This window comes from Nostoc sp. MS1, assembly GCF_019976755.1.
GTDB lineage: Bacteria > Cyanobacteriota > Cyanobacteriia > Cyanobacteriales > Nostocaceae > Trichormus.
Genome location: NZ_AP023441.1, coordinates 3,869,259 through 3,890,660 on the forward strand (window position 1 = coordinate 3,869,259; position 21,402 = coordinate 3,890,660).

Here is a 21,402-nt window from a genome sequence, read left to right on the forward strand (position 1 = left end):
CTCGCGTTAAGTATGACAGATCAACGGCTGAATGTAGTTTCTGGTTTACAACTTTGGCAATGGCGCAATAGGGCGACTCAAAGCGCGATCGCTCACAATGTCCCTGTGGTAGAAGTAGACTGGTTATTGCAAGAAATAGCTGGTTTAGACCGTTTGGCACTACGTTTAGAGTCGTTTAAAGATTGGTCGGAGATTTCCTTGAGTTTGTCTCTTGACGAGTTAGACCAGTTGTGGCAAAGGCGATTAAGCGATTGCCTACCCGTACAATACATCGCTGGGGTAACACCTTGGCGCAACTTTAAGCTCACAGTGTCCAGTTCTGTTTTAATTCCCAGGCCAGAAACCGAGTGCTTGATTGATTTAGCTGTGGCAGCTGTTGCTAATAGTGAAGCACCACAGTTACAACAAGGACATTGGGTAGATTTAGGAACGGGGAGTGGGGCGATCGCTCTGGGGTTAGCTGATGCTTTCCCACAAGCAACAATTTACGCCGTTGATTACAGTCGAGAAGCTTTGGCGATCGCTAAACAAAATGCCCGTGATTTGGGTCTATTTGAGAGGATACGCTTTTATCAAGGTCGCTGGTGGGAGCCTTTAAACTTACTCAAAGGTCAAGTTAGTGGCATGATATCGAACCCTCCTTATATTCCCAGTAATGTTGTGCCTACGCTACAACCAGAAGTAGTAAACCATGAACCGCATTTAGCCTTAGATGGTGGTACTGATGGCTTAGATGCTATCCGCCATTTAATAGATGTAGCCCCCAGTTATTTACAACCTGGGGGTATATGGTTAATTGAAATGATGGCAGGTCAAGCAGAAGCAGTTAAAACTCTGCTGCAACAGCAAGGGAGTTATGAAAATATTCAAATTCACACTGATTTAGCTGGGATTGAACGCTTTGCCCTAGCATATATTCAGTCCTGAGTTCTGTGTAATAAGTTATTGGTCAGTAATAATTGCTTTAATTCATAATTGCTGATTAATAATTACGAATTACGTTAGCGTTCGCGTAAGCGTCTCGTAGAGAACGTAGAGAAGCGGGGCGTAGCCCATTACAAATTATTTATGACTAGGGTTTCATTAGAAGCATTGATAGCTGGTGTACGTAGTGGCAGTTTAGTGAGTTTTCCTACGGATACTGTGCCAGCGCTGGCAACTCTACCAGAACAAGCAGAATTAATTTTTGCCGCTAAACAGCGCAGTCAGGACAAGCCTCTAATTTTAATGGGGGCGATTGCTGAAGATTTATGGCCTTATGTTAAAGGTAGTGAGCAGGAGTATCAAATTTGGCAGGAAGTGGTTAGCAAATATTGGCCGGGAGCGCTGACATTAGTATTACCAGCAAGTAATCGCGTCCCGAAAGTAATGAATCCCATTGACCCTACAACTATTGGTATTCGTGTGCCGAAGAGTGCGATCGCGCAAACAATCTTGGCTCAAACCGGGCCTCTTGCTACTACTAGCGCCAACTTCTCAGGACAGCCAGCTTTATTAACAATGGCAGAGATTGATGTTCAGTTTCCTACAGTGTTAACACTAGAATCTGATGCAACGGCAGAAGCCTCAATTGGCTTACCTTCTACAGTAGCTAAATGGGCGGAGGAAGGTTGGCAAATATTACGTCAAGGAGCGGTAACACTTGACAGTTGACAGTTGACAAATTATTTCTACTGTTTACTGTCCATTGTTCACTATCTAGTTCTTGATACAATGATGTAGCTTTCAAGTTTATAGGTTATAAAGCTGTGCTAGCTGCCTTACTTTATGGTCAGGAAGATTTACGTTTAGAACAAGTTGCTGACCCTTCTCCAGATATTGGGGAAGTAGTAATTAAGGTGGAAGCAGCTACAACTTGTGGTACAGATTTAAAGGTCTGGCGGCGTGGTGGTCATGCCAAGATGTTGAAGCCGCCTACTTTGTTTGGTCATGAAGCAGCCGGAGTAATTGTTGCAGTTGGTGCTGATGTAACTGGTTGGCAATTAGGCGATCGCGTGGTAGCAAATAACTCTGCTCCATGCAAAAAATGCCTTTTTTGTCAACGACAAGAATATTCACTTTGCCCTCATTTGACTTGGAATAATGGTACATTTGCCCAATATTTGAAAATTCCCGCGCCGATAGTCCAGCATAATCTACTGCCCGTCCCTGATGAGTTACCAATTGAATTGGCGGCAATGACGGAACCTTTGGCTTGTGTGCTGCATGGGGTAGCCCGTTCTCATATCAAACCTAGAGATAGGGTTGTAGTATTGGGAGATGGGGCAATTGGGTTAATGTTTGTGGCGGCTTTGGCTGATAGTGTTGAGGTCTTATTGTGGGGTGGTAACGACCAAAGGCTGGAAATTGGTAAAAAGTTAGGTGCAGCGAAGACTTTTAATTATCATCAAAATTCAGATATTCCAGATGTAGTGAAAGAACTCACTCAAGGCTGGGGTGCAGATGTGGTAATTGAAGCAACGGGAGTACCTAGCGTTTGGGAAATTGCGATCGCCTGCGCTCGTCCTGGTGCTACTGTTAATTTATTCGGTGGTTGTCCTAGAGATACAACAATTACAGTTAATACCGAACAATTACATTACAGTGAACTTACCCTCAAAGGCGTATTTCACAATACTCCAGAATATGTTCGTTCTGCACTTGCTCTTATAGCTACTCGAAAAATTCCTTTTGAATTACTAATTAGTGAACAGCGCCCATTAAAAGACTTAGAACAAGTTTTTTATGATATGAAGGCGAGAAAAGTAATTAAAGTGGCAATGATGTGTAATTAGTACGGCTGTAAGATACTTAGGGTACGGTTGGTAATAGGTAATTGTTGTTTACTATTACATATTACCATTGAAAAATTAAATTTTTAATAAGCTAAAGTTTCTAAAGTTTCCCGCAAATAACGCTGTACTTGCTGTTCTAAATGCAATTCCTTCAGGTGAATATTACTTTCTAACTGCCAACGCTGAAAACCTGAACTAGCTGCGATCGCATATTGGAGACTATTCCAAATATCAGGATCACTAGAAAAGTTATAATTACTGGTAGCTGGAATCTTAGCCATAGTTCCTCATTCCTCTGTTTTTATTTTCACAGGTAACTGGGGCAAGATTTTATTAACCCGCACCCCTAAAATTGTAAAATCCTGGTTTATCTTCTCTAAAGGTAATGGTTCTATCGCTGCAAATTCTGTGTCATTTGTCACTAAAATACGTGCTACACTCACGGGAATTTGCAGAAAAAGATTACTTGCTAAAAAGGTCAAAGCCGCTAGTATTAAACCTAATATGCGCCACTGAGGCAAATGACGAGTGATAGAGACAACTAACGGCGTTGCTTGATATAACTGCCACAACACAAAGAAAGACACAATTGCTGCCAAAAGTGCCAATCCACGATTCAATTTTGTATTAATTAAACAAAGTATTTTTCTTTGCTGCTCGGTCAGATTTTCTGGTTTGAGAGCAATTCCTAAAATGGCATATATATAAAAGGGTCGGCGTAACTGCATCCACAAAAGCGGAATTACACCAGCTGCCGCTACGAGTAAAAGTTCCACCCATACAGGTAAGATTGGCTCACCTACAGATAGAAACAATAAGCACAGCAGCAAAAAGACTGGCAGTGTTGCCAATCCAGCAATATGAATCCACAGTATTGGTTCTGAGCGAAATGAGGGCATAAAGGAGTCCTGAGTTAAACCAATTCAAAATTCGTCTTGAAAAGTTTCCTACGGCGGGAAACCCGCCTACAGAACTTTCCGCAAAATTCAAAATTCAAAATTAACAAAGCCATATTTTACGAGAGTTTTTGATTATGACTTATGTTGCTGAATTTTTGGGAATTGGTAGTTTGAGTGCTGAGTATGGGTATAAAACCAATTGTATGATTTGTTTAAATCGGTATGAGTTGGGCTTGGCCAACTCTATACTCATAACTCAGCACTCGTTCCTCAGCACTATCTTGTTAGCGCTAGGGTACGGCGTTTTGTCACCATTTGATAGGCTTCGATGATGTCACCTTCAACCCAGTCATGGAATTTATCTATACCAATACCACATTCATAACCAGCGTTGACCTCACGCGCGTCGTCTTTCATCCGTTTGAGGGAATCTAGCACGCCTTCGTAGACCACCTTACCGTTACGACGTACCCGCACTTTGCAGTTGCGGACTAGTTTGCCGGATTGGACGTAACAACCAGCAACAGCACCACGACCCACTGGGAAGACGGCGCGGACTTCGGTTTGACCCAGAGGTTCTTCTACCAACTCTGGTTCTAACAGACCTTCCAATGCGCCTTGGATATCTTCGATCAGTTTGTAGATGATGTTGTATTCCCGCACATCTACACCTGCTTCATCAGCAGCCTGTCTGGCTCCACTGGCGTAGGTGGTGTTGAAGCCGATAATTACGGCTCCACTGGCTGCGGCTAAGTCGATATCTGTTTGGGTGATTTCGCCAGCCGCCGTTAACAGCATCCGAATTTGTACTTCGTTTTGTGGAATTTGCTTGAGTGATCCTACGATCGCTTCTACAGAACCTTGTACGTCGGCTTTGAGGATCAGGTTGAGTTCTTTCAACTCGCCTTCTTGAGCCTGAGCGGACAGGGTGGTAAGGGTGACACGTCCTTGTAATAGACGAGATAGACGTTGCTTGTCGGCGCGGTCTGAGGCCAATGCTCTGGCTTCTTTCTCGTTGTTGAACACCTCGAACTCATCACCTGCGGCGGGTACATCACTTAAACCGAGTACCTCAACTGCAAATGAAGGCCCAGCTGCATCTACTCTTCTGAGGCGATCGTCAACCATCGCCCGGACTTTACCAAAGGCTGAACCAGCAACGAGGATATCTCCTACATGCAGAGTACCGTTCTGAATCAACAGAGTGGCAACTGCGCCCTTAGCTTTATCCAAGTGGGCTTCAATTACAGTACCTCTAGCATTCCGGTCTGGGTTGGCGGAGAGTTCGCCTACTTCCGCTACCAGAAGAATCATTTCCAGCAGTGTATCCAGGTTTTCGCCCTTGATGGCACTGACGGGAACCATAATGGTTTCACCGCCCCATTCTTCTGGGGTCAGACCATACTGGGTGAGTTCTTGTTTTACCCGGTCTGGTTGTGCGCCTTCCTTGTCAATTTTGTTGATGGCTACCACAATGGGTACTTCAGCTGCTTGAGCGTGGCTGATTGCTTCTACTGTTTGCGGACGCACACCGTCATCGGCGGCTACGACTAACACAGCGATGTCTGTCACCCTAGCCCCTCTCGCCCGCATAGCAGTAAAGGCTTCGTGACCAGGAGTATCTAAGAAGACAATTTGGTGTGGATTACCGTCATGGACAATATCGACGTGGTAAGCACCGATATGTTGGGTAATACCGCCTGCTTCACCGGCTGCAACTTTGGTTTTGCGAATCGAGTCGAGGAGGGTGGTTTTACCGTGGTCTACGTGACCCATGATGGTGACAACCGGCGGACGACGAATTAGATGTTCTAAGTCATCGACTTCGATCATTTCGGTGACTTTCCGCGCTTCCGCTTCTGGTTCAACGGTTTCGACTTCTATCTCTAACTCTTTACCTACTAAGGTAATTGTCGGGATGTCGAGGTTTTGGGTGATGCTCACCGCCATGCCTTTCATGAACAGGATTTTCACAATCTCTGTATCGGCTACGGCTAGGAGGTCGGACAACTCCTGTACAGTCAACGGCCCAGTGACTTCAACTTTTTGGGGACGCTCGCGTTTGACTTCTGTTTCCTGGCGGCGGTTTTGGTCACGGTTGTTACTGTTAGACCTTTTACCTCTGGCAGTTGGACCGCTGATAGGCGCGGCTATTGCCGTTTGTGCTGTTTTAGCTGCTTTTTGTTTGGGAGGACGAGCAATAGATAGACTAACTTGGACCGTTGCGGGTATCTCTAAGCCCTCTTCATCTAGTAGGTCTTCATCTTCAAAATCATCTTCCATTACTGGCTTGACACGCTTGCCTTTAACGCCTGCCTTGCCAGCTTTTTCTTTGATTTCGTCGATGATTTCTTCTTCCTGCCACTTTTTGCCACCTTTGCCGATGCGGGGTGGGGTGGGGCGTTTTAAGTCGAGGAGGTCTGGTGCGATCGCTGCTGTATCTACATTGCCTCTTTCTCCTCTACCAGGGCCACCGGGGATCGCTCTTGGCGGTGTAGCGACTGGCGCAGCTTCTACTGATGGACGGGCAGGTCTTTGTGGACGTACTCCGTCGCCTCCTGGTGCGCCTGGTCTACTGCTGCGCTGCTCTGGTTTTGTGGGGCCTTGACCGGGACGAGATGGCTTTTGTACAGGCGCTGTTGATACTTCTCCCTGTACAGCTTTGGCAACTCTGGGTTTACCTTGTTCGCGCTCATCTTCTTGCCGTGGGCGATCGCGTTTGAGAATTGGTTTCTCGCCTGAAGCAATTGTTACGTCTGCTATGAGGTTGGCCTTTTCTGCCACCGGTCTGCTTGGTGGTGCTGCCAGTTGGGGTTTTGGCGCTCTTTCCTGCTTACTCGGTCTTGGTTGAGCAGGTTTTTCTGACTTCTGGGCTGCAACTTTGTCTGGAGCCGGCGGTTTGGGGGTTGGCTCTGTTTCTGGTACATCTGGTTGTGGGGTCTCAGATGTATTGCGTGGTACAGGTCGAGATGGAACCGTCGGCTTCATGGGTGAGACTGGTGTGGCAGGCCGTGGAGGTGTTGGAGAATTAGCTTCAGAAGAAGCAATTTGGTTATTAGCAACTGACGCTTCGGGAGCGTTGGAGGTAGTGTTTCTCAATATTTTGGGTTTACGAATTTCCAAAATTTGTTGTTGTTTTTGAGGGGGCGCAGGTCGGTTGCGCGAGCCAGCTGGTGCTGAATTTGGTTTATGGGTGTTTGTATTTAATTCTTTTTTAGATGCTCCGTTTGTAGCTGCCAATTTTTCCGCAGTTTCTCGGATACTTTCTGCCTCAGATTCTGAAATTGTACTGCTATGGCTTTTGACCGCAATGTTGAGCTGGTCGCAAATTGCTAATAGCTCTTTGTTATCCAAATTCAATTCCTTTGATAATTCGTAGATTCTAACTTTGCCGTTGTTCATCCACTCTTCCCCTTAACGTGACAGTTTTTTTGCGGATGGTTGCCTGGAAGTGCGACATCTCCATCCTTTGATTACTGTTTTAGGTTGCCCTTGGTGATTTTGCCGGTGCCTCCAATCAGGAAAGAGAGATGTTTCGGGTTAATGCTGACATCGCCACCGCAAGAGGTGTTTAGAGAACGCCCATAAAAAGTTTTTATGATGTCCGTTGATGCCGAACTGCGCCTGAGCGCTACCAGGTTGCCATTTTTTAGGTTTTTGTTTTGCTGTTTCTGAGCCTTCCACAACACAATTGAGTAAAATTTGTTGGGAGTAATGCTTTGCTCCTCCAAATTTCGGTAGAGCCGCTTGCTAACTACACCCATTTACTATTTTGGCACTAACCCCAAAAAAGCAGAGGGTATGGTTATGGGCGAAATGTTCCGCTTGTGCCACTTTTCCTCTTTCAAATTACAGCCAAGGAATGTTTTTTAGCTGTAGCGTGAATTTTGGGGATCATTTTGGGCGAGATGCCACAATGTTTGGTACAGTGTGTCTGGAACTGACGCTTTTAGCGATCGCCCTAGTCGATTTTTTTTCTGAGCCGCTTGTAGGCAACTCACTTGTTGGCAAATATAGGCTGAACGCCCCATGCCCTCATTTAATTGTACATTCCCAGAAGGAAAGACACGGACAATTCGCCAAAAGTCTTGTTTTAGTCCAACTTTGCGGCAACTAATACAACGTCGATAATTAGGTTGCATCGGTCTTCTGTCACTGTAACAGAACTATGGATGATGATAATTAAACTTGACAATGCCAAGGATAATTTATCTGTATTTGCCTAATTTCTAGTTATATTTAAGACTAATACTTAATTTAATCTTACCAGAAATTCTTGAGGCTAATAAATTACTCATCATCATTGATGTCGAAAGACTCATCCTCTAATTCTTCTTGTTGATCTTCTTCGTCCTCAAATTCTTCAAATTCTTCCTCTTCTTGCTCTTGTTGGTATTTAGCACGAGCTTCCATAAATTTTGTGTCCTCGGCGGCTTGGTCGTACTTAGCTTTATCTTTAATATCAATTTTCCAACCAGTTAACCGGGCAGCCAAGCGGACATTTTGCCCTTCTTTACCAATAGCCAAGCTTAATTGATCTTCAGCTACTAATACATGAGTTTGTCGAGTCTCCGGGTCCATGAGGCGCACTTCATCCACACGCGCCGGACTTAAGGCATTGGCGATATATGTTGCTGGGTCTGGCGACCAACGAATTACGTCTATTTTTTCACCGCGTAATTCGTTGACTACTACCTGAATCCGCGATCCCCTAGCACCGATACAAGCGCCTACTGGGTCAACATCCCTGTCTAGGGTATCTACTGCTATTTTAGTCCTTGGACCTACATAGCGGGAAGGGGGGTTTGCCTCCCTAGCTACGGCAACTATCCGTACCACTTCGTCTTCAATTTCTGGGACTTCGTTGGCAAATAGATAAACTACTAAACCTGCATCAGCACGAGATACTAGTAGCTGTGGCCCCCGTTGCTGACCTTGGGAAACTTTTTTCAGATAGACCTTAAATGTGGCATTGGCGCGGTAATTATCGTTGGGTAATTGTTCGCGCTTGGGCAATTCTGCTTCTACTTCTGGTTGTCCAAAGGTGCTGCTGACTGCCAAAATTACTGATTGACGCTCAAAGCGTAAAACTCTAGCTTGCAGTACAGTTCCTTCCAAATCTTGGAACTCTTCTTGCACCATCTGGCGCTGTTGATCCCGGAGTTTTTGCGCTAGTACTTGCTTGGTTTGCATTGCCGCCATGCGCCCAAATTCACCTTGATCTGGTGTCACATCTAGCACCACTGAATCTCCTAGTTGAGCTTCAGGTGCTACTTGCTGCACTTCATCTAGGGAGATTTGATGGTCAGTATTGCTCACTTCCTCAACAATAGTTTTGGTTGAGAGGACGCGAAATCCTTCATCATCGATATCTAGTTCGACTTCAAAGTTATCGAAGTAGTCTTCATCGAACTGTTTCCGTTCAATATTTTGAGCGCGGCGATAACGTTCATAACCTTTAAGTAGTGCTTCCCTAATGGCAGCTTGTACAGCTAACCTGGGCAAATTCCGCTCACGACTAATGCTTTCTATTAAATCTTTTAATCCTGGTAAACTAACCATTGACATAAGCATTCTCCTTTAAATATGAGGACTTGGTTAATAGCTATGGGAAACTTAGCATGGGAAAAATAGAGGATAGGGAGTAAAAAGTCCTTCATTGCCTCCTTCTCTCCCAGTCCCTAGTTCCCCATTTCTGGTTCCTAGTACCTAGCCTTTAGTCCCTCTTCTATTCGCCCTCATGCAGCAATACCCTAGTAATTAAGGAACGGGGTATTTCTGTGACGCGGCCTTTTTGATTTATGTAAACTTTTGTCTCATCCCGGCGAATCAACTGACCAATCCACTCTTGTTGTCCTTCGTGGGGTGGGGAAGTGGAAACGATTACAGGAAAACCTTTAAAAGAGATAAATTCCCTGTCAGTTACCAGTTGCCGCGAAATACCAGGACTTGACACTTCTAAAACATAGGCATCTGGAATGATATCCGTTGCATCTAAAGCAGCTTCTAAAGCACGGCTCATGCGCTCACAGTCATCCAGACCAGTATCCTGTTGAGGGTTGCGGATATCTACCCGCAAGACTGGTGGTCGTTGGTTAGTGTGAAAAACAATGCCAACAACTTCCAATCCCAGTTGTTCTGCCACTGGGACTGCCAAATCTGTAATTGGTGGAACTAAAGGATGAGTCATGTGCAAATACAATAAAAAAAGTGGGCGTAAACCCACTTCCTGCGATAGGGATATCTTCCAAGAAGTCTTGTGACGAACCGAGGATGGTTCGCCCTAATTTGAGTGTAGCGCATTTTTTAGTTAGTCAGTTGACAGTTGACAGTTGACAGTTGACAGTTGTTTTTCTCCCTTGTCTCCCTCATCTTCCCCCACTCCTGGTCGGTGAATCTCGACTGCGCTCGATTGCCGCGTAGCCTTACCACTCCGTAGAAGCAAGCTACGCGTTAGCGTCTCCGTAGGAGAACCCCTCCCTACTCTCCACTTCCCAGTCTGGAATTTTGAATTTTGAATTTTGAATTTTGAATTGACTTGATTTGTCTGGTTTGCTCGATGATTTGGTCAATGTCTTCTTGGGATAGGCGTTGTACGTAGTTGAGTTTGACTTCTTCTAGGAAATCGAACAGTAGGGTTTGGATTTCTGATAATACGTGCTTTTTTTGCATTTCTGAGCCTAAAGCTTGGCTGAAACTTTGGGTGAGTTTGCCTGTGAGTTTGGCTCCTATTGGGTCTTCGACGGCGCTAACTATGGCATTGTAGAGATTTGTGGTGATTTGTGTTGCTAGTTGTTCGCTGATTTGGGTTTGGGCTTGTCCGATTCCGGGTAAAGTTTGTAAATTTTTGTAGATGGGAACTTGATGGAAGGCGCTATCGATGTTGTGCCGTAATAGGGCAACGAGTTCTGGTTGAATTTTGGGTAGTACTTGATAAACAATTGTATTAATGAGAAGACCAGCGATCGCTTCTATTTCGTTGACGTTATTTATATCTATATATGGACGTATTTTTTCATTTTGTAGCAACCAACGTGTAATCTCTCCCCTTGTAATTGACCCCTGAACCTGATTAATCACTCTGATAACGACAATTTCCGTTAGTTCTTCGGCAAAGTTGGCTACTATTGCTTGGTTAATTTGTTTGCTAATGGGTTGGAGATTAACTATCCGGGCTTGGTCTAGGCGAACTACAACAGGTATGATGCGTAACCACCGCAAAAAGGGACTTAATAAAAATAAGTCATACCAGCGCCAAAAAATAGCATTTAACCAACTAAATCCCGGATGGCGACGTTTGACATAAATCACACGCGCTGATAATTCCAGAGCAAATATTGCAACGAAGGGTAAATCTATCAGCCAGAAATTATCTAAAAACTCTCCGTTTTCCCCAATTCTACGGTAGTAATTGGTAGCAATTAAAGGACGAATGTTTTTATTAAAAAAGTTAATTTCTTGTATCCAGCCTTTTTTACTTAAGTAAGGCTGACTCCAGAAGGTAGCAAAAGCCTGTTTTGCAGAATTATTATTGATGCGATCGCGCATCCGATTTTTGATTCTCTCTAATGTGCCGCTTTTTCCTACGGCTGCAAATGGGTTCCCCTCAATCATCTCATTGCTGAGGCGACGGAGTTCTTCTAGTTGTTTATTAACTTGAGGTGATGTTAAACCTGTTTGGCTGACTTGCTCTGCTAAAGCATTAACTTTATCTAGATATTGTTGAGTTTCCCTGTGCTTTTCAATACCTTTTATCGGGTCATAAGTTTGGGTAACTTGTGGGATTTTTCGTAAATAGAAATCTCGCCAGGGTACGTAACTTAAATCAAAGATTACAAAGCATAAATTAATTGTGGCAATGGTTGCCATTAATCTCTCAAAGTATAAGTTTGGTTTTCTTATTGGTTTGGGGTTAGACATTTTTGGTTACATATTATACTAATTATTAACCAATGACTTCAAAATAAATAAGTTGCAATTTATGACTTGCGACAAAAAATAATAGGATTTTTTGAGATATTAATGTAAATTTAATCAAAAATCATAAACAACGAAAAAAAGACGACAAAGCAAAGTAAGATATTTGGTTTGTTAAGCTTTATCATTTTGCTGATTTAAGCCGAAGGAGTTTTCATTATGTGGTGTGATTTTGGAAAATCAGGCATAGCAATTGCTGCTACCTGTTTAATTACTTCTACTTTAGTAATTTCAAATACAAGCTTTGCTGCTCGCCAACGTAATTATACGCCACAACAATTCCGGGCTGTATTACGCGGTTTGGGCTATAACGTGAAAGTAACGAATACACCCCTAACTGATGCAGAGACAAAAAAAGCTATCAGTGAATTTCAAAAGGGTTATAAACTGACTCCAGTTGATGGCATAGCAGGGCCTAAGACTCAAGATTACGCTGCAAACATCATTCAGATATTGCAGGCAAACATAAACGCGGTGCTGAAGCCAAATCCGCCTCTGCCCCGCGATCAATTTTACGGCCCCAGAACTGAAACTGCCGTTAAGGAATTACAGAAAAAGTTTCAGTTACAAGAAACAGGTATTGCTAATCTAGCATTCCGCCAAAGACTGAACGAAGAAGCTAAGAACGCTATTAGTCAACCAACGCCAACGGCATCGCCAACACCAACGGCATCGCCGACAGCATCACCAACACCGACAGCATCGCCAAAACCGACAGCATCGCCAAAACCAACAACATCGCCAAAACCAACAACATCGCCAAAACCAACGGCATCACCAAAACCAACGGCATCGCCAAAGCCAACAACATCACCGACGGCATCGCCAACAGCAACACCAACAGCATCGCCGACAACTACACCTTAAGAATTAGCCTGAGTAGGCTCTTCTAAAGGTCTACCTTTTGGTGTAGGTAGAAGGGGACGACCACCATCATAAGGCATGGGAATATATTGAACACTAGGTCTTCCGCCTTGGGGTTGGGGATATAAATCCATTAGATCGTAGATAGAACGGGGCAGTCCAACTGTTATGGGCAGCCCCATTTCTGTGGCCTCTTCTACGGTGATGGGGTAGTCATGGGTGACTCGTCCAGTTGTCAAGGCTTCGATGATAGGTTCGATATTTTCTGGGCTGACTTTTTGTGCAGGCATACTATCTTTCAGCAGAGTCCGCACGAAGCGCTGTACTTGCTGAATGGCTTTACCTGCGAGGTCTGCCATAATCAGGGTTTGGTCGTCAATGTCGCCGATGGGTTTATCTTTGACGACTTTGAGAATGCTGGCGGCTGGGAAGTTACCTAGTTGGGGATCAACTGGACCTAGTACCGCGTTGGCATCCATGACAATTTCGTCGGCGGCGAGGGCAAGCATGGTTCCACCACTCATGGCATAGTGAGGAACAAACACGGTAACTTTGGCAGGGTGACGAATTAAAGCTCTAGCAATTTGTTCGGTAGCTAAAACTAAACCCCCTGGTGTGTGAAGAATTAAATCAATGGGTACTTCAGGGGGTGTAAGGCGAATTGCTCGGAGTATTTGTTCTGAGTCCTCAATGGTGATGTAGCGGGAGATGGGAATGCCTAATAAGCTGATGGACTCTTGACGATGTATTAATAAGATGACGCGGCTTTTGCGTTCTTGTTGAAATTCTTGTAAGGCACGAAGACGACGATATTCTACTTGGCGTTTTTGCCAGATGGGTTGTAGAGAGGATAATAAGAGAAAAATCCAGAATAAATCACCAATACCAAATCCCATAAAATTAATTGTCCTAAAATTTGCGATGTCTACGACGATGCTCCGCCTACGCACTTATTGTGACAATTTTTAGGCGATCGCAGTTCTATCTACAGGTTTATCTGGAAGCATAACTTACACTAGCTCATCGGGATTTACTCCTAATTGGCGCAAACGTTCTGCTAGTTGTTCGGCTTTTCTTTTGGCTTGTTCTGCTTCTTGTTCTGCAATTATCGCTCTTTCTGTGGCTGCAACAACTTCCTCGCCGGGTTCAAGAATCAATTCCCCTGCCAAGGTAAACCAGCGTAACCATAGTTTTTCAATACCTCGAAAAACTCCTTGCCATGTACCTAAACTTAAACCCAACTCTGGCATTAATATTCTTCCTTGGGTTAAATTTATCGGTTCATAATGACCGCCTACTAATTGAAATGCTCTAAGTTCGTTAGTGTAGCGACTGAAAACAATGTAATAGGGTATGCGGAGAATTTTTTCGTAAACTTCCCATTTACTAGGAGGTTTATTTTCTGCTTTTTGACTATTGCCTAAATCTTCGTCTTCTGTACCTGGGGATAATAATTCAACTACTACAAAAGGATTTGCTGGTTCTTGCCAAGTGACATAACTTAAACGTAAATCTTGACCTTTATATAATTTTTGTACTCCGACAACGCCAAACCAATCGGGGCGTTTGTACCATAATGGATGCTCTAAATCGTAGTAAAGATTCAGGTCAGCAGCACAGTAAACTAATTCAGGATTCCAATTAATTGGTTGAAAGGTTAAGTATAAAAGTATAGGTTGTAAAAAGTGAAAATCGTCTGGCAAACCTGGCTCCTCTGGGTTATCGCTGGGTAAATCATACATTGTAGGTAAAGTTTCCCAAGGAGGACGAGGCGGATCAGATTGAGGAATATATTTAGGAAAGGTAGTCATATATTATGTGGTGATGGTTTTGATATCAACTAAATTTTAGATGTTCCTGCTGTTTTTATTATCTGTTACTGATTAATTTTCTTTTGGATCTTCACTAGGAGGATGTAACCCAGCTTGAAACCAATAACCCCGCGCACTCTGAATAGAGTCATCTTCTGGATAGCGTTCATCGTTAATATCAAGTCGCTGACAAGTGGCTCTACCAATTGGTGTAATGCCAATAATTGTCCTACCATTAGCTGACCACATAAAATGCTCTGACCAAACTTGTTGACGAGGATTAAATAGGGGTACTATTGCTTTTGTCTCTGGGTCATATCCCGCAACAAAGTTATAACGACGCTCATTACATCAACGACAAGATAAGGCTAAATTACTAAGTTCATCAGAACCACCAATAGATTTTGGAATCAAGTGATCTATTGTAAATCTTGTGGTAGAAATGCGTTATGGAGAATGACAATATTCGCACAAATAATTAGCGCGTTTCCGCAAAATTTCTTTAGTAACGTCATCAATCATTGTTTTGAGCTACTAGCATCGCATTGATATGGGTAAAAATTCTATCTAGCTCTCCAATTTCTTCAAGTTCGATAACTTCTTCTGTTGTTAGTAAATCAGCTTTTTTGCGCTCTAAAAGTTCTTCCATCCGTGCTTGTAGTTGTTCATTAAATTTGAACAGTTGAAATTTATCTACTTTTTCTATTTTGATACTACCAATTAAAGATGAAGGTCTAGCAATTATGGTTGTCATAGAACGATATGTATGATTGATAGATACATTTTGATATAAAGATATTGTATCAAGGAAAAAATTCTATAAATTCTCGTTTCCAGAAGCAAAGCTAGTGATTATAACTACTCGCTGGTTTTGTGTGACAACATTTAAGAACCTCATCATCGGGTATACTTTGATTTGATTGTAGTATTTTGATTATTCAAACTTGTTTAAGGCTGGTAATCAGTAAAATCTTGTTTGTTCAATGGTATAAAAAAATTGGCTTAATTGCTTATAACTAACTATGGTTGACTAGCTGACTTGGGGAATACTGAAACTAAGTGCAGTTAAAGGTGTATGAAAAATGCCAGAATCTAAAGTCAGTGCCAAACTTACCCCAGCAGACAGGGAAGCGGTGATGCAAGCAATTAATACTATTAAAGAAAAGCTCCCATTCTTGGTAGATTTGACAACGGAGGAGCGTAAATCTTTACCTAAGCTGGGTGATAAGAGTCGCGCGTTTGTGAGTAAGGCGTTGGAAATAGCTACACAAAACCCTGATTTTTTACCGCGCTCTTTTGACTTAGACGAAATGCGTCGAGATATTGAATTATTTGAAGCGTTGTATCCCATTTTGCTGTCGTTGACGCAACTGCAAGAACTGGTGGATGATACATCTGTGGCTGTGGGCAGTGAAGCTTATGCTGCGGGGTTGATGGTGTATAACTATGCTAAAGCTAGTGGTAAAGGTGCTGGTTTAGATTCAATGGTTGATGATTTAGGACGAAGATTTGCCCGGAAATCTAAAAAAGTGCAGCCACAAGCCTCGTCAGTTTAGAAATTTACTCGGTGACTTTAGCGGAAAACAACAAATTTTAGCTTCTGAGCTTGGATGTTTCTGTTTGAAGTGAAAAACTCCGAGTTCAGAACTAAAACTTTCCTGTTGTAAGTGAGAACGTTCTTGTTTTAAACGAGAACGTTTTCGTTTGAAGTGAGAACGTTTTTGGTTGAAACGAGAACATTTTTGTTTAAAGTGAGAATGTTTTCGTTTCCAGTTAAAATTTTTGTGTTGAGAACGAAACAGTCGAGGGTTAAAATTTTAATTCTGATGTTCCGATCATTAAACTAGCTGCGTCGCCAAATTTTGATATTGCCGCTATAGTCTCCAGCCGCCAGCCAATTGCGATCGGAGTTAAAGGCGACAGACAAAACTGCGTAAAAATGACTGAGAGTGTGAATTTGTTCTCCTGTGACTATTGACCAGAGTTTGATAGTTGAGTCGTCACTACCACTAGCGAGAATTTGCCCATCACTACTGATAGTCAGCGAATAAACCGAGTCAGAATGACTAGTCAGGATAGTGATCTGAACACTTTATTTGGTCAGCAGACGCTACAAGAGTTATTGGTGTTACATCTACAGGTCGGGCAACTTGTAATAGATTAGATTTAAACGATTTACGCCGTAGCGATCGCTTCATTCAAAATCTCCCACACTTTCTAAGATACAAGGGGGTTTTCATTCTTCTCCTAAAGATTCACGACAAGAAAAGTAGAGATGTTGCACTGCAAATAAAAAAGCTAGAATCGCTCAAATGCTCAATCTAGCTGGCTGGCGACGATGCTCTGCTCCACCGTAGGCGATCGCATTTTCAATTTTGAGTAAACAGTCTAATCTTCCGGTTCAATTCCCGCAGCGCGGAGTTGTGCTGCTAGTCGTTCAGCACGTTGACGTTCTTGTTCAGCGCGTTGTCTTTCTTGTTCAGCGCGTTGGCGTTCTTGTTCGACTAACTCTGAACCCCATAATAGTAATTGTCCGTTTTCATCCCACCAGCGCAGCCAATTACCTGTACGATTTTCTCGCGTACCTTGCCATACACCAAGGTAAAGATTCATTTCCTCTATCCAGTAATGTTGGTTTTCGTTGGCGCTTTGTAGGGTATATCTAGCTGTATTTTGATCTAGGTGATACACTTCCAAATCCCCACTTGCTGGTTCAAAGATGGCGTAATTTGGTACTTTTAATACGCTCTCGTAAAAGAACCATTTACCTGGAGGATAGGTGAATTTGATGGAATATTCACTCCCCTCTGTATCAGACAAAAATTCCATGACAATTGCGGGGATGTCTCCTTCCAGTTGAGGAGTGTAACTGCGGATGACTTCTTCTCTACTAACCTTGATTTGAGGAATATATGCCCAGTCTGGGGCTTTAACAACGGTTTTACTATTCAAGGTGGCGCAAATGCCGTAATTTGTAGTAGTTAGGGCGTTGGCGGGTAGTTTTCCTGCAAGTTCTAAGCTTTCAGTCAGTGCTGCGGCTAGAAAAGGTTGGTTGATGTTGTCCACTGGATCGTCTGGTAGCTTGTAATCATCGGGAAGTTTTTCCCAGGTGATTTGGTAGTTGGGGGTGATGATGGCTGTCATATCTGGAGGGGAGTAGTAAGTGGGGGAGATAAGGGAGCAGGGGAGCAGAGGAAAAAAACAACTGTCAACTGTCAATTGACTAGTATCTATTCTTCGTCCATGTCTAAGTCGTCTTCTGTCAATTCTTGATGGGGGATAGCGGCAATAATTGCATCTATAACTTTGGCAACTGGTAAAATTTCGATGTCAAAGTCGGGAAATTTTTGACCCTTGGGAACGATCGCACGTTTAAATCCTAGTTTAGCTGCTTCTTTGAGGCGTAGTTCCATTTGGGAAACTGATCGCACCTGTCCACCTAAGCCGACTTCGCCTATCAATACTGTACCTGGGTCAACGATGCGATCGCGGAAACTGGCGACAATGGCAATGGCGATACCTAAATCGACGGCTGGTTCTTCTACATTTAACCCCCCAGCCGAGGCGACGTAGGAGTCTAGTTTCGACATGGGTATCCCGACGCGCTTTTCTAAGACGGCGAGTATCTGCACTAGGCGATTGTAATCTATACCAGTACCCGCCCGTCTGGGGGATGGGTAACTGGTAGGGCTGACTAAGGCTTGTAACTCAACTACAATGGGGCGTGTACCTTCGCAGGCGACAACGAGCGCAGTACCCGGTGCAGGATCATCACGGTTGCCTATAAATAACTCGCTGGGGTTAGAGACTTCACGGAGTCCGTTCTGCACCATTTCAAAAATACCGATTTCGTGAGTTGCACCGAAGCGGTTTTTGACTGTACGTAATAACCGATGGGAGGCGAAGCGATCGCCTTCAAAATACAGTACTGTATCTACTAAGTGTTCTAAAACTTTCGGCCCGGCGATCGCCCCTTCCTTGGTGACGTGTCCAACAATCAACATGGTGATGTCTTCGTGTTTCGCCACCTTCATCAAGGCGGCTGTACATTCCCTTACTTGAGCAACTGAACCGGGTGCAGAGGTAAGGGCAGGGAAAAATACGGTTTGAATACTGTCGATTACTGCCACATTGGGTTTAAGTGAATCGACTTCTCGTAAAATTTCTTCTAAATCTGTTTCTGGTAAGACGTATAAATCAGCACCTACACCTTCAGCTATTGATAATTGAGGTGTTTGTTCTGACTCCTCACCATCTTCTCCGACAACGTTTAAGGTTTTTGCTACACCTAAGCGAGAAGCTCTTAATTTTACTTGCTGTCCTGATTCTTCACCAGTTACATAAAGGATACGATATCTCTGCGCTAATTGGTTTGAGACTTGTAATAATAAGGTAGATTTACCAATACCAGGATCACCGCCAATTAACACCATAGAACCCGGAACTACGCCACCGCCAAGCACCCGATCGAGTTCTCCATAGCCAGATTCCCAACGGGCAATTTGGCGATCGGTTATTTGGTCAAATGTTAATGAAGCGCGCGGTTTTGCTGGCTTGACTGCTTTTCCATTATTTTGGGCTGCGTGCCAACCACTGACACCTCCTTTAGGTACATCTACGGAAGATTGAATGGTAAGTTGTTCTTCTAGGGAGTTGTAAGTACCACAAGCTGGACACTTACCAAACCATTGGGGAGATTCAGCACCACATTCGTTACAAATGTAAAAGGTTTTTGGCTTTGGCATTCTTAATTCTTAACTAATATTAAATATCTTAATTTTTGCTTAATTATTGCTCAGATTGAAAATCCCATAAATAGTAGGGTTAGAGCATTTTCCAGATCATTTGAGGGAATGATATCTTAATATTATGGTATTAAAAATTAATCATGAAAATTTTAGTTAAGGAGCGTTGAGAAACTTGGAAACTCATAAAGAAAAAATCCTGGTAGTAGACGACGAAGCCAGCATTCGCCGGATTTTAGAAACGCGCCTTTCAATGATTGGCTACGATGTAGTGACAGCTGGCGACGGCGAAGAAGCTTTAGATACTTTCCGCAAATCTGATCCCGACTTGGTAGTTCTGGATGTAATGATGCCAAAGCTCGATGGCTACGGTGTTTGTCAAGAATTACGTAAAGAATCAGATGTCCCTATCATTATGCTAACAGCCTTGGGGGATGTTGCCGATCGCATCACTGGGTTAGAATTAGGTGCTGATGACTACGTAGTTAAACCATTCTCCCCCAAAGAGCTAGAAGCGCGGATTCGCTCTGTATTACGTCGGGTAGATAAAACTGGTGCTTCTGGTATCCCTAGTTCGGGAGTGATTCATGTTGGTAATATCAAAATCGATACCAACAAGCGCCAAGTTTACAAAGGTGATGAGCGTATCCGCTTAACAGGCATGGAATTTAGTTTACTAGAGTTGCTAGTCAGTCGCTCTGGCGAAGCCTTTTCCCGGTCAGAAATTTTACAGGAAGTATGGGGTTACACTCCAGAACGCCATGTAGATACCCGCGTAGTAGATGTACATATCTCCCGCCTGCGAGCAAAGTTAGAAGATGATCCCAGTAACCCAGAATTAATACTCACCGCACGGGGTACTGGCTACTTGTTTCAACGCATAATTGAACCAGGAGAAGAGTAGAAATTGTTGACTGTTGACTGTTGACTAATGACTAATGACCAATGACTAATGACAAAATCTGATCCTAATCGAGTTTTACGGCGCTTACCTCTAGTGGTTGGAGGACTAGGCGCTACACTTTTGCTGATTAACCGTTTGTTAACACCGGAAATCACCAATTCCCAAGCCAGAGGTGATGTATTGGGGGTGATTTTGAGTGCCGTACTGATTTTAACGGGTTTAATTTGGCAACAGGTGCAGCCGCGATCGCCGGATGCAGTAGAACTAATTGGTGAAGAAGGTTTTGAGTTAGCAGCAGATTTACCAGAAGCCGTGAAAACAGAACTAGCTTGGGCATCCCATTTGTTATTGACTAATACGGTAACGCGATCGCTAGTGGTTTACTATCAAGGCAAAGTTTTGTTACGTCGCGGTATTCTGGCTCCCAAAGCAGAAGTCACACCAGGGCCAATTGTCAAAATGGTTTTGGAAAAACAAAAACCTATTTATTTAGTAGCTTTAAATGTCTACCCAGGACGGATTGAATTTGATTATTTACCTGAAAATACCCAAGGTGTAATTTGCCAACCAATTGGTGAGCAAGGATTATTAATATTAGGAGCTAATGCGCCTAGAAGTTATACCAAACAAGACGAAAATTGGGTAGCTGGAATTGCAGATAAATTAGCAGTCACGCTCCAATCAATAAATAGTAAACCCTAAAAACTCTCAAATGCTGTGCGTCTGTGCGTGAGATGATCTCTTCCCCAGCCTAAATTACTATGATAACAACGCCACAACTTGTAGAAACAAGAACCGTATTACAAAACATTAGTTGGCAAACATTCAAAGCAATATTGGCTGATATGGGAAATGGAAGAAACTCCCGACTTACCTATGACAACGCAATAGTAGAAATAATGACCCCACTCATGCCGCATGAGAACTCTAATCGCTTAATTGAAGGTTTTATTCTCGTGCTATGTGAAGAATTAGGCTTAGAGGTTAAAAGTACAGGTTCACTCACCTTAATAAGAGACGATTTAGAAAAAGGTGCAGAGCCAGATAGTAGCTATTATATTCAGAATGAATTTTTAGTTAGAGATAAAGAAAATATTGATTTAGATAAAGATCCCCCACCAGATTTAGTATTAGAGATAGATTTCTCTAGACCTAAAATCGATAAATTATCTCTTTATGCGGCGATGGGTATCCCTGAGTTTTGGCGATATAACGGGACTGTATTGCGAATCTATACTCTATCAGCTAATAAATACTCAGAAGTAGAATTTAGTCCTACTTTTGTTCCAGTCAAGATAAGAGACATTCCTCAATTTATCCAAGAAAGCAAAAAAATAGGACAAATAGCAGCAAAAAATGCCTTTCGTACTTGGGTAAGACAGCAAATTTCTAATGCACAGGCACATAGTTAAATCGAAATAAAAAATA

The 21,402-nt window shown here is 43.1% G+C and carries 24 protein-coding genes; 8 read left to right on the top strand and 16 right to left on the bottom strand.

Annotated elements, in window-relative coordinates:
• Positions 1 to 12: 12 nt before the first annotated feature.
• The 3 genes from prmC to NSMS1_RS16740 all read left to right on the top strand — a co-directional run bounded on the left by prmC (position 13) and on the right by NSMS1_RS16740 (position 2,774).
• Complete coding sequence (gene prmC, locus NSMS1_RS16730) at positions 13 to 927, top strand: peptide chain release factor N(5)-glutamine methyltransferase (protein WP_224085732.1); 915 nt, start codon at positions 13 to 15, stop codon at positions 925 to 927.
• Between the two features lie 141 nt (positions 928 to 1,068).
• Positions 1,069 to 1,653 (top strand): L-threonylcarbamoyladenylate synthase, encoded by a 585-nt coding sequence (locus NSMS1_RS16735; RefSeq protein ID WP_224085735.1) that lies wholly within the window; start codon positions 1,069 to 1,071, stop codon positions 1,651 to 1,653.
• 95 nt (positions 1,654 to 1,748) lie between these two features.
• Positions 1,749 to 2,774 carry a zinc-dependent alcohol dehydrogenase gene (locus NSMS1_RS16740; protein ID WP_224085738.1) on the top strand — a complete coding sequence of 342 codons (1,026 nt, stop codon included), beginning with the start codon at positions 1,749 to 1,751 and terminating at the stop codon, positions 2,772 to 2,774.
• Positions 2,775 to 2,857: 83 nt separating this feature from the next.
• Here the strand turns inward: NSMS1_RS16740 and NSMS1_RS16745 are convergent, their stop codons facing one another.
• The 8 genes from NSMS1_RS16745 to NSMS1_RS16780 form a co-directional block, all read right to left on the bottom strand.
• Complete coding sequence (locus NSMS1_RS16745) at positions 2,858 to 3,055, bottom strand: hypothetical protein (RefSeq protein ID WP_224085739.1); 198 nt, start codon at positions 3,053 to 3,055, stop codon at positions 2,858 to 2,860.
• Between the two features lie 6 nt (positions 3,056 to 3,061).
• Complete coding sequence (locus NSMS1_RS16750; RefSeq protein ID WP_224085741.1) at positions 3,062 to 3,673, bottom strand: low-complexity tail membrane protein; 612 nt, start codon at positions 3,671 to 3,673, stop codon at positions 3,062 to 3,064.
• A gap of 276 nt (positions 3,674 to 3,949) precedes the next feature.
• Positions 3,950 to 7,075, bottom strand: a complete 3,126-nt coding sequence (gene infB / locus NSMS1_RS16755; RefSeq protein ID WP_224085743.1) for a translation initiation factor IF-2 — start codon at positions 7,073 to 7,075, stop codon at positions 3,950 to 3,952.
• 71 nt (positions 7,076 to 7,146) lie between these two features.
• Positions 7,147 to 7,437 (bottom strand): hypothetical protein, encoded by a 291-nt coding sequence (locus NSMS1_RS16760; RefSeq protein ID WP_224085745.1) that lies wholly within the window; start codon positions 7,435 to 7,437, stop codon positions 7,147 to 7,149.
• 105 nt (positions 7,438 to 7,542) lie between these two features.
• Positions 7,543 to 7,815: a YlxR family protein gene (locus NSMS1_RS16765; RefSeq protein ID WP_224085747.1), complete on the bottom strand. Its 273-nt coding sequence runs from the start codon at positions 7,813 to 7,815 to the stop codon at positions 7,543 to 7,545.
• 148 nt (positions 7,816 to 7,963) lie between these two features.
• Complete coding sequence (gene nusA, locus NSMS1_RS16770) at positions 7,964 to 9,241, bottom strand: transcription termination factor NusA (RefSeq protein WP_224085749.1); 1,278 nt, start codon at positions 9,239 to 9,241, stop codon at positions 7,964 to 7,966.
• Between the two features lie 160 nt (positions 9,242 to 9,401).
• A complete protein-coding gene (gene rimP / locus NSMS1_RS16775) occupies positions 9,402 to 9,863 on the bottom strand; it encodes a ribosome maturation factor RimP (RefSeq protein ID WP_224085753.1) in 462 nt (153 codons plus the stop codon).
• A gap of 290 nt (positions 9,864 to 10,153) precedes the next feature.
• Complete coding sequence (locus tag NSMS1_RS16780; protein WP_224085755.1) at positions 10,154 to 11,593, bottom strand: hypothetical protein; 1,440 nt, start codon at positions 11,591 to 11,593, stop codon at positions 10,154 to 10,156.
• A gap of 216 nt (positions 11,594 to 11,809) precedes the next feature.
• Between NSMS1_RS16780 and NSMS1_RS16785 the strand changes: the two genes are divergently transcribed.
• Positions 11,810 to 12,517: a peptidoglycan-binding protein gene (locus NSMS1_RS16785; RefSeq protein WP_224085757.1), complete on the top strand. Its 708-nt coding sequence runs from the start codon at positions 11,810 to 11,812 to the stop codon at positions 12,515 to 12,517.
• On the opposite strand, the gene NSMS1_RS16790 is transcribed toward NSMS1_RS16785, so the two are convergent.
• From NSMS1_RS16790 to NSMS1_RS16805, 5 genes are all read right to left on the bottom strand, one after another.
• Positions 12,514 to 13,410 carry an SDH family Clp fold serine proteinase gene (locus NSMS1_RS16790; RefSeq protein ID WP_224085759.1) on the bottom strand — a complete coding sequence of 299 codons (897 nt, stop codon included), beginning with the start codon at positions 13,408 to 13,410 and terminating at the stop codon, positions 12,514 to 12,516. The genes NSMS1_RS16785 and NSMS1_RS16790 overlap by 4 nt on opposite strands.
• Before the next feature lie 114 nt (positions 13,411 to 13,524).
• Complete coding sequence (locus NSMS1_RS16795) at positions 13,525 to 14,325, bottom strand: Uma2 family endonuclease (RefSeq protein WP_224085760.1); 801 nt, start codon at positions 14,323 to 14,325, stop codon at positions 13,525 to 13,527.
• 72 nt (positions 14,326 to 14,397) lie between these two features.
• Entirely contained in the window at positions 14,398 to 14,574 is a 177-nt protein-coding gene (locus NSMS1_RS35340; RefSeq protein WP_317986520.1) for a hypothetical protein, read from the bottom strand.
• Between the two features lie 102 nt (positions 14,575 to 14,676).
• On the bottom strand, positions 14,677 to 14,769 hold the full coding sequence (locus tag NSMS1_RS35345) for an HNH endonuclease (protein ID WP_317986602.1): 93 nt from the start codon (positions 14,767 to 14,769) through the stop codon (positions 14,677 to 14,679).
• Positions 14,770 to 14,839: 70 nt separating this feature from the next.
• On the bottom strand, positions 14,840 to 15,079 hold the full coding sequence (locus NSMS1_RS16805; protein ID WP_224085763.1) for a hypothetical protein: 240 nt from the start codon (positions 15,077 to 15,079) through the stop codon (positions 14,840 to 14,842).
• Between the two features lie 328 nt (positions 15,080 to 15,407).
• Here NSMS1_RS16805 and NSMS1_RS16810 point away from each other — a divergent pair, with 328 nt between their 5' ends.
• Positions 15,408 to 15,881 (top strand): hypothetical protein, encoded by a 474-nt coding sequence (locus NSMS1_RS16810; protein ID WP_224085765.1) that lies wholly within the window; start codon positions 15,408 to 15,410, stop codon positions 15,879 to 15,881.
• A 287-nt stretch (positions 15,882 to 16,168) separates the two neighbouring features.
• Here the strand turns inward: NSMS1_RS16810 and NSMS1_RS16815 are convergent, their stop codons facing one another.
• From NSMS1_RS16815 to radA, 3 genes are all read right to left on the bottom strand, one after another.
• A complete protein-coding gene (locus NSMS1_RS16815) occupies positions 16,169 to 16,408 on the bottom strand; it encodes a WD40 repeat domain-containing protein (RefSeq protein ID WP_224095258.1) in 240 nt (79 codons plus the stop codon).
• 305 nt (positions 16,409 to 16,713) lie between these two features.
• A complete protein-coding gene (locus NSMS1_RS16820) occupies positions 16,714 to 17,469 on the bottom strand; it encodes a Uma2 family endonuclease (RefSeq protein ID WP_224085766.1) in 756 nt (251 codons plus the stop codon).
• 86 nt (positions 17,470 to 17,555) lie between these two features.
• Positions 17,556 to 19,070 carry a DNA repair protein RadA gene (radA, locus tag NSMS1_RS16825; RefSeq protein WP_224085768.1) on the bottom strand — a complete coding sequence of 505 codons (1,515 nt, stop codon included), beginning with the start codon at positions 19,068 to 19,070 and terminating at the stop codon, positions 17,556 to 17,558.
• 175 nt (positions 19,071 to 19,245) lie between these two features.
• Between radA and rpaB the strand changes: the two genes are divergently transcribed.
• Genes rpaB through NSMS1_RS16840 form a run of 3 tightly spaced genes read left to right on the top strand, consistent with a single transcriptional unit; the run spans position 19,246 to position 21,386 of the window.
• Positions 19,246 to 19,974 carry a response regulator transcription factor RpaB gene (gene rpaB / locus NSMS1_RS16830; RefSeq protein ID WP_067774651.1) on the top strand — a complete coding sequence of 243 codons (729 nt, stop codon included), beginning with the start codon at positions 19,246 to 19,248 and terminating at the stop codon, positions 19,972 to 19,974.
• 48 nt (positions 19,975 to 20,022) lie between these two features.
• Positions 20,023 to 20,676: a cofactor assembly of complex C subunit B gene (locus NSMS1_RS16835; protein WP_224085770.1), complete on the top strand. Its 654-nt coding sequence runs from the start codon at positions 20,023 to 20,025 to the stop codon at positions 20,674 to 20,676.
• Between the two features lie 59 nt (positions 20,677 to 20,735).
• Positions 20,736 to 21,386 carry a Uma2 family endonuclease gene (locus NSMS1_RS16840; protein WP_224085772.1) on the top strand — a complete coding sequence of 217 codons (651 nt, stop codon included), beginning with the start codon at positions 20,736 to 20,738 and terminating at the stop codon, positions 21,384 to 21,386.
• Positions 21,387 to 21,402: the final 16 nt, after the last annotated feature.

Bases quoted from the DNA above. Each gene is read 5' to 3' on its own strand.
- NSMS1_RS16805 (WP_224085763.1), bottom strand. From the start codon at position 15,079: ATGACAACCATAATTGCTAGACCTTCATCTTTAATTGGTAGTATCAAA.
- NSMS1_RS16820 (WP_224085766.1), bottom strand. From the start codon at position 17,469: ATGACAGCCATCATCACCCCCAACTACCAAATCACCTGGGAAAAACTT.
- NSMS1_RS16785 (WP_224085757.1), top strand. From the start codon at position 11,810: ATGTGGTGTGATTTTGGAAAATCAGGCATAGCAATTGCTGCTACCTGT.
- nusA (WP_224085749.1), bottom strand. From the start codon at position 9,241: ATGTCAATGGTTAGTTTACCAGGATTAAAAGATTTAATAGAAAGCATT.
- NSMS1_RS16765 (WP_224085747.1), bottom strand. From the start codon at position 7,815: ATGCAACCTAATTATCGACGTTGTATTAGTTGCCGCAAAGTTGGACTA.
- NSMS1_RS16835 (WP_224085770.1), top strand. From the start codon at position 20,023: ATGACAAAATCTGATCCTAATCGAGTTTTACGGCGCTTACCTCTAGTG.
- NSMS1_RS16760 (WP_224085745.1), bottom strand. From the start codon at position 7,437: ATGGGTGTAGTTAGCAAGCGGCTCTACCGAAATTTGGAGGAGCAAAGC.
- prmC (WP_224085732.1), top strand. From the start codon at position 13: ATGACAGATCAACGGCTGAATGTAGTTTCTGGTTTACAACTTTGGCAA.
- NSMS1_RS16795 (WP_224085760.1), bottom strand. From the start codon at position 14,325: ATGACTACCTTTCCTAAATATATTCCTCAATCTGATCCGCCTCGTCCT.
- NSMS1_RS16780 (WP_224085755.1), bottom strand. From the start codon at position 11,593: ATGTCTAACCCCAAACCAATAAGAAAACCAAACTTATACTTTGAGAGA.
- NSMS1_RS35340 (WP_317986520.1), bottom strand. From the start codon at position 14,574: ATGTGGTCAGCTAATGGTAGGACAATTATTGGCATTACACCAATTGGT.
- NSMS1_RS16750 (WP_224085741.1), bottom strand. From the start codon at position 3,673: ATGCCCTCATTTCGCTCAGAACCAATACTGTGGATTCATATTGCTGGA.
- rimP (WP_224085753.1), bottom strand. From the start codon at position 9,863: ATGACTCATCCTTTAGTTCCACCAATTACAGATTTGGCAGTCCCAGTG.
- radA (WP_224085768.1), bottom strand. From the start codon at position 19,070: ATGCCAAAGCCAAAAACCTTTTACATTTGTAACGAATGTGGTGCTGAA.
- NSMS1_RS16840 (WP_224085772.1), top strand. From the start codon at position 20,736: ATGATAACAACGCCACAACTTGTAGAAACAAGAACCGTATTACAAAAC.
- NSMS1_RS16735 (WP_224085735.1), top strand. From the start codon at position 1,069: ATGACTAGGGTTTCATTAGAAGCATTGATAGCTGGTGTACGTAGTGGC.
- NSMS1_RS16745 (WP_224085739.1), bottom strand. From the start codon at position 3,055: ATGGCTAAGATTCCAGCTACCAGTAATTATAACTTTTCTAGTGATCCT.
- NSMS1_RS16790 (WP_224085759.1), bottom strand. From the start codon at position 13,410: ATGGGATTTGGTATTGGTGATTTATTCTGGATTTTTCTCTTATTATCC.
- infB (WP_224085743.1), bottom strand. From the start codon at position 7,075: ATGAACAACGGCAAAGTTAGAATCTACGAATTATCAAAGGAATTGAAT.
- NSMS1_RS16810 (WP_224085765.1), top strand. From the start codon at position 15,408: ATGCCAGAATCTAAAGTCAGTGCCAAACTTACCCCAGCAGACAGGGAA.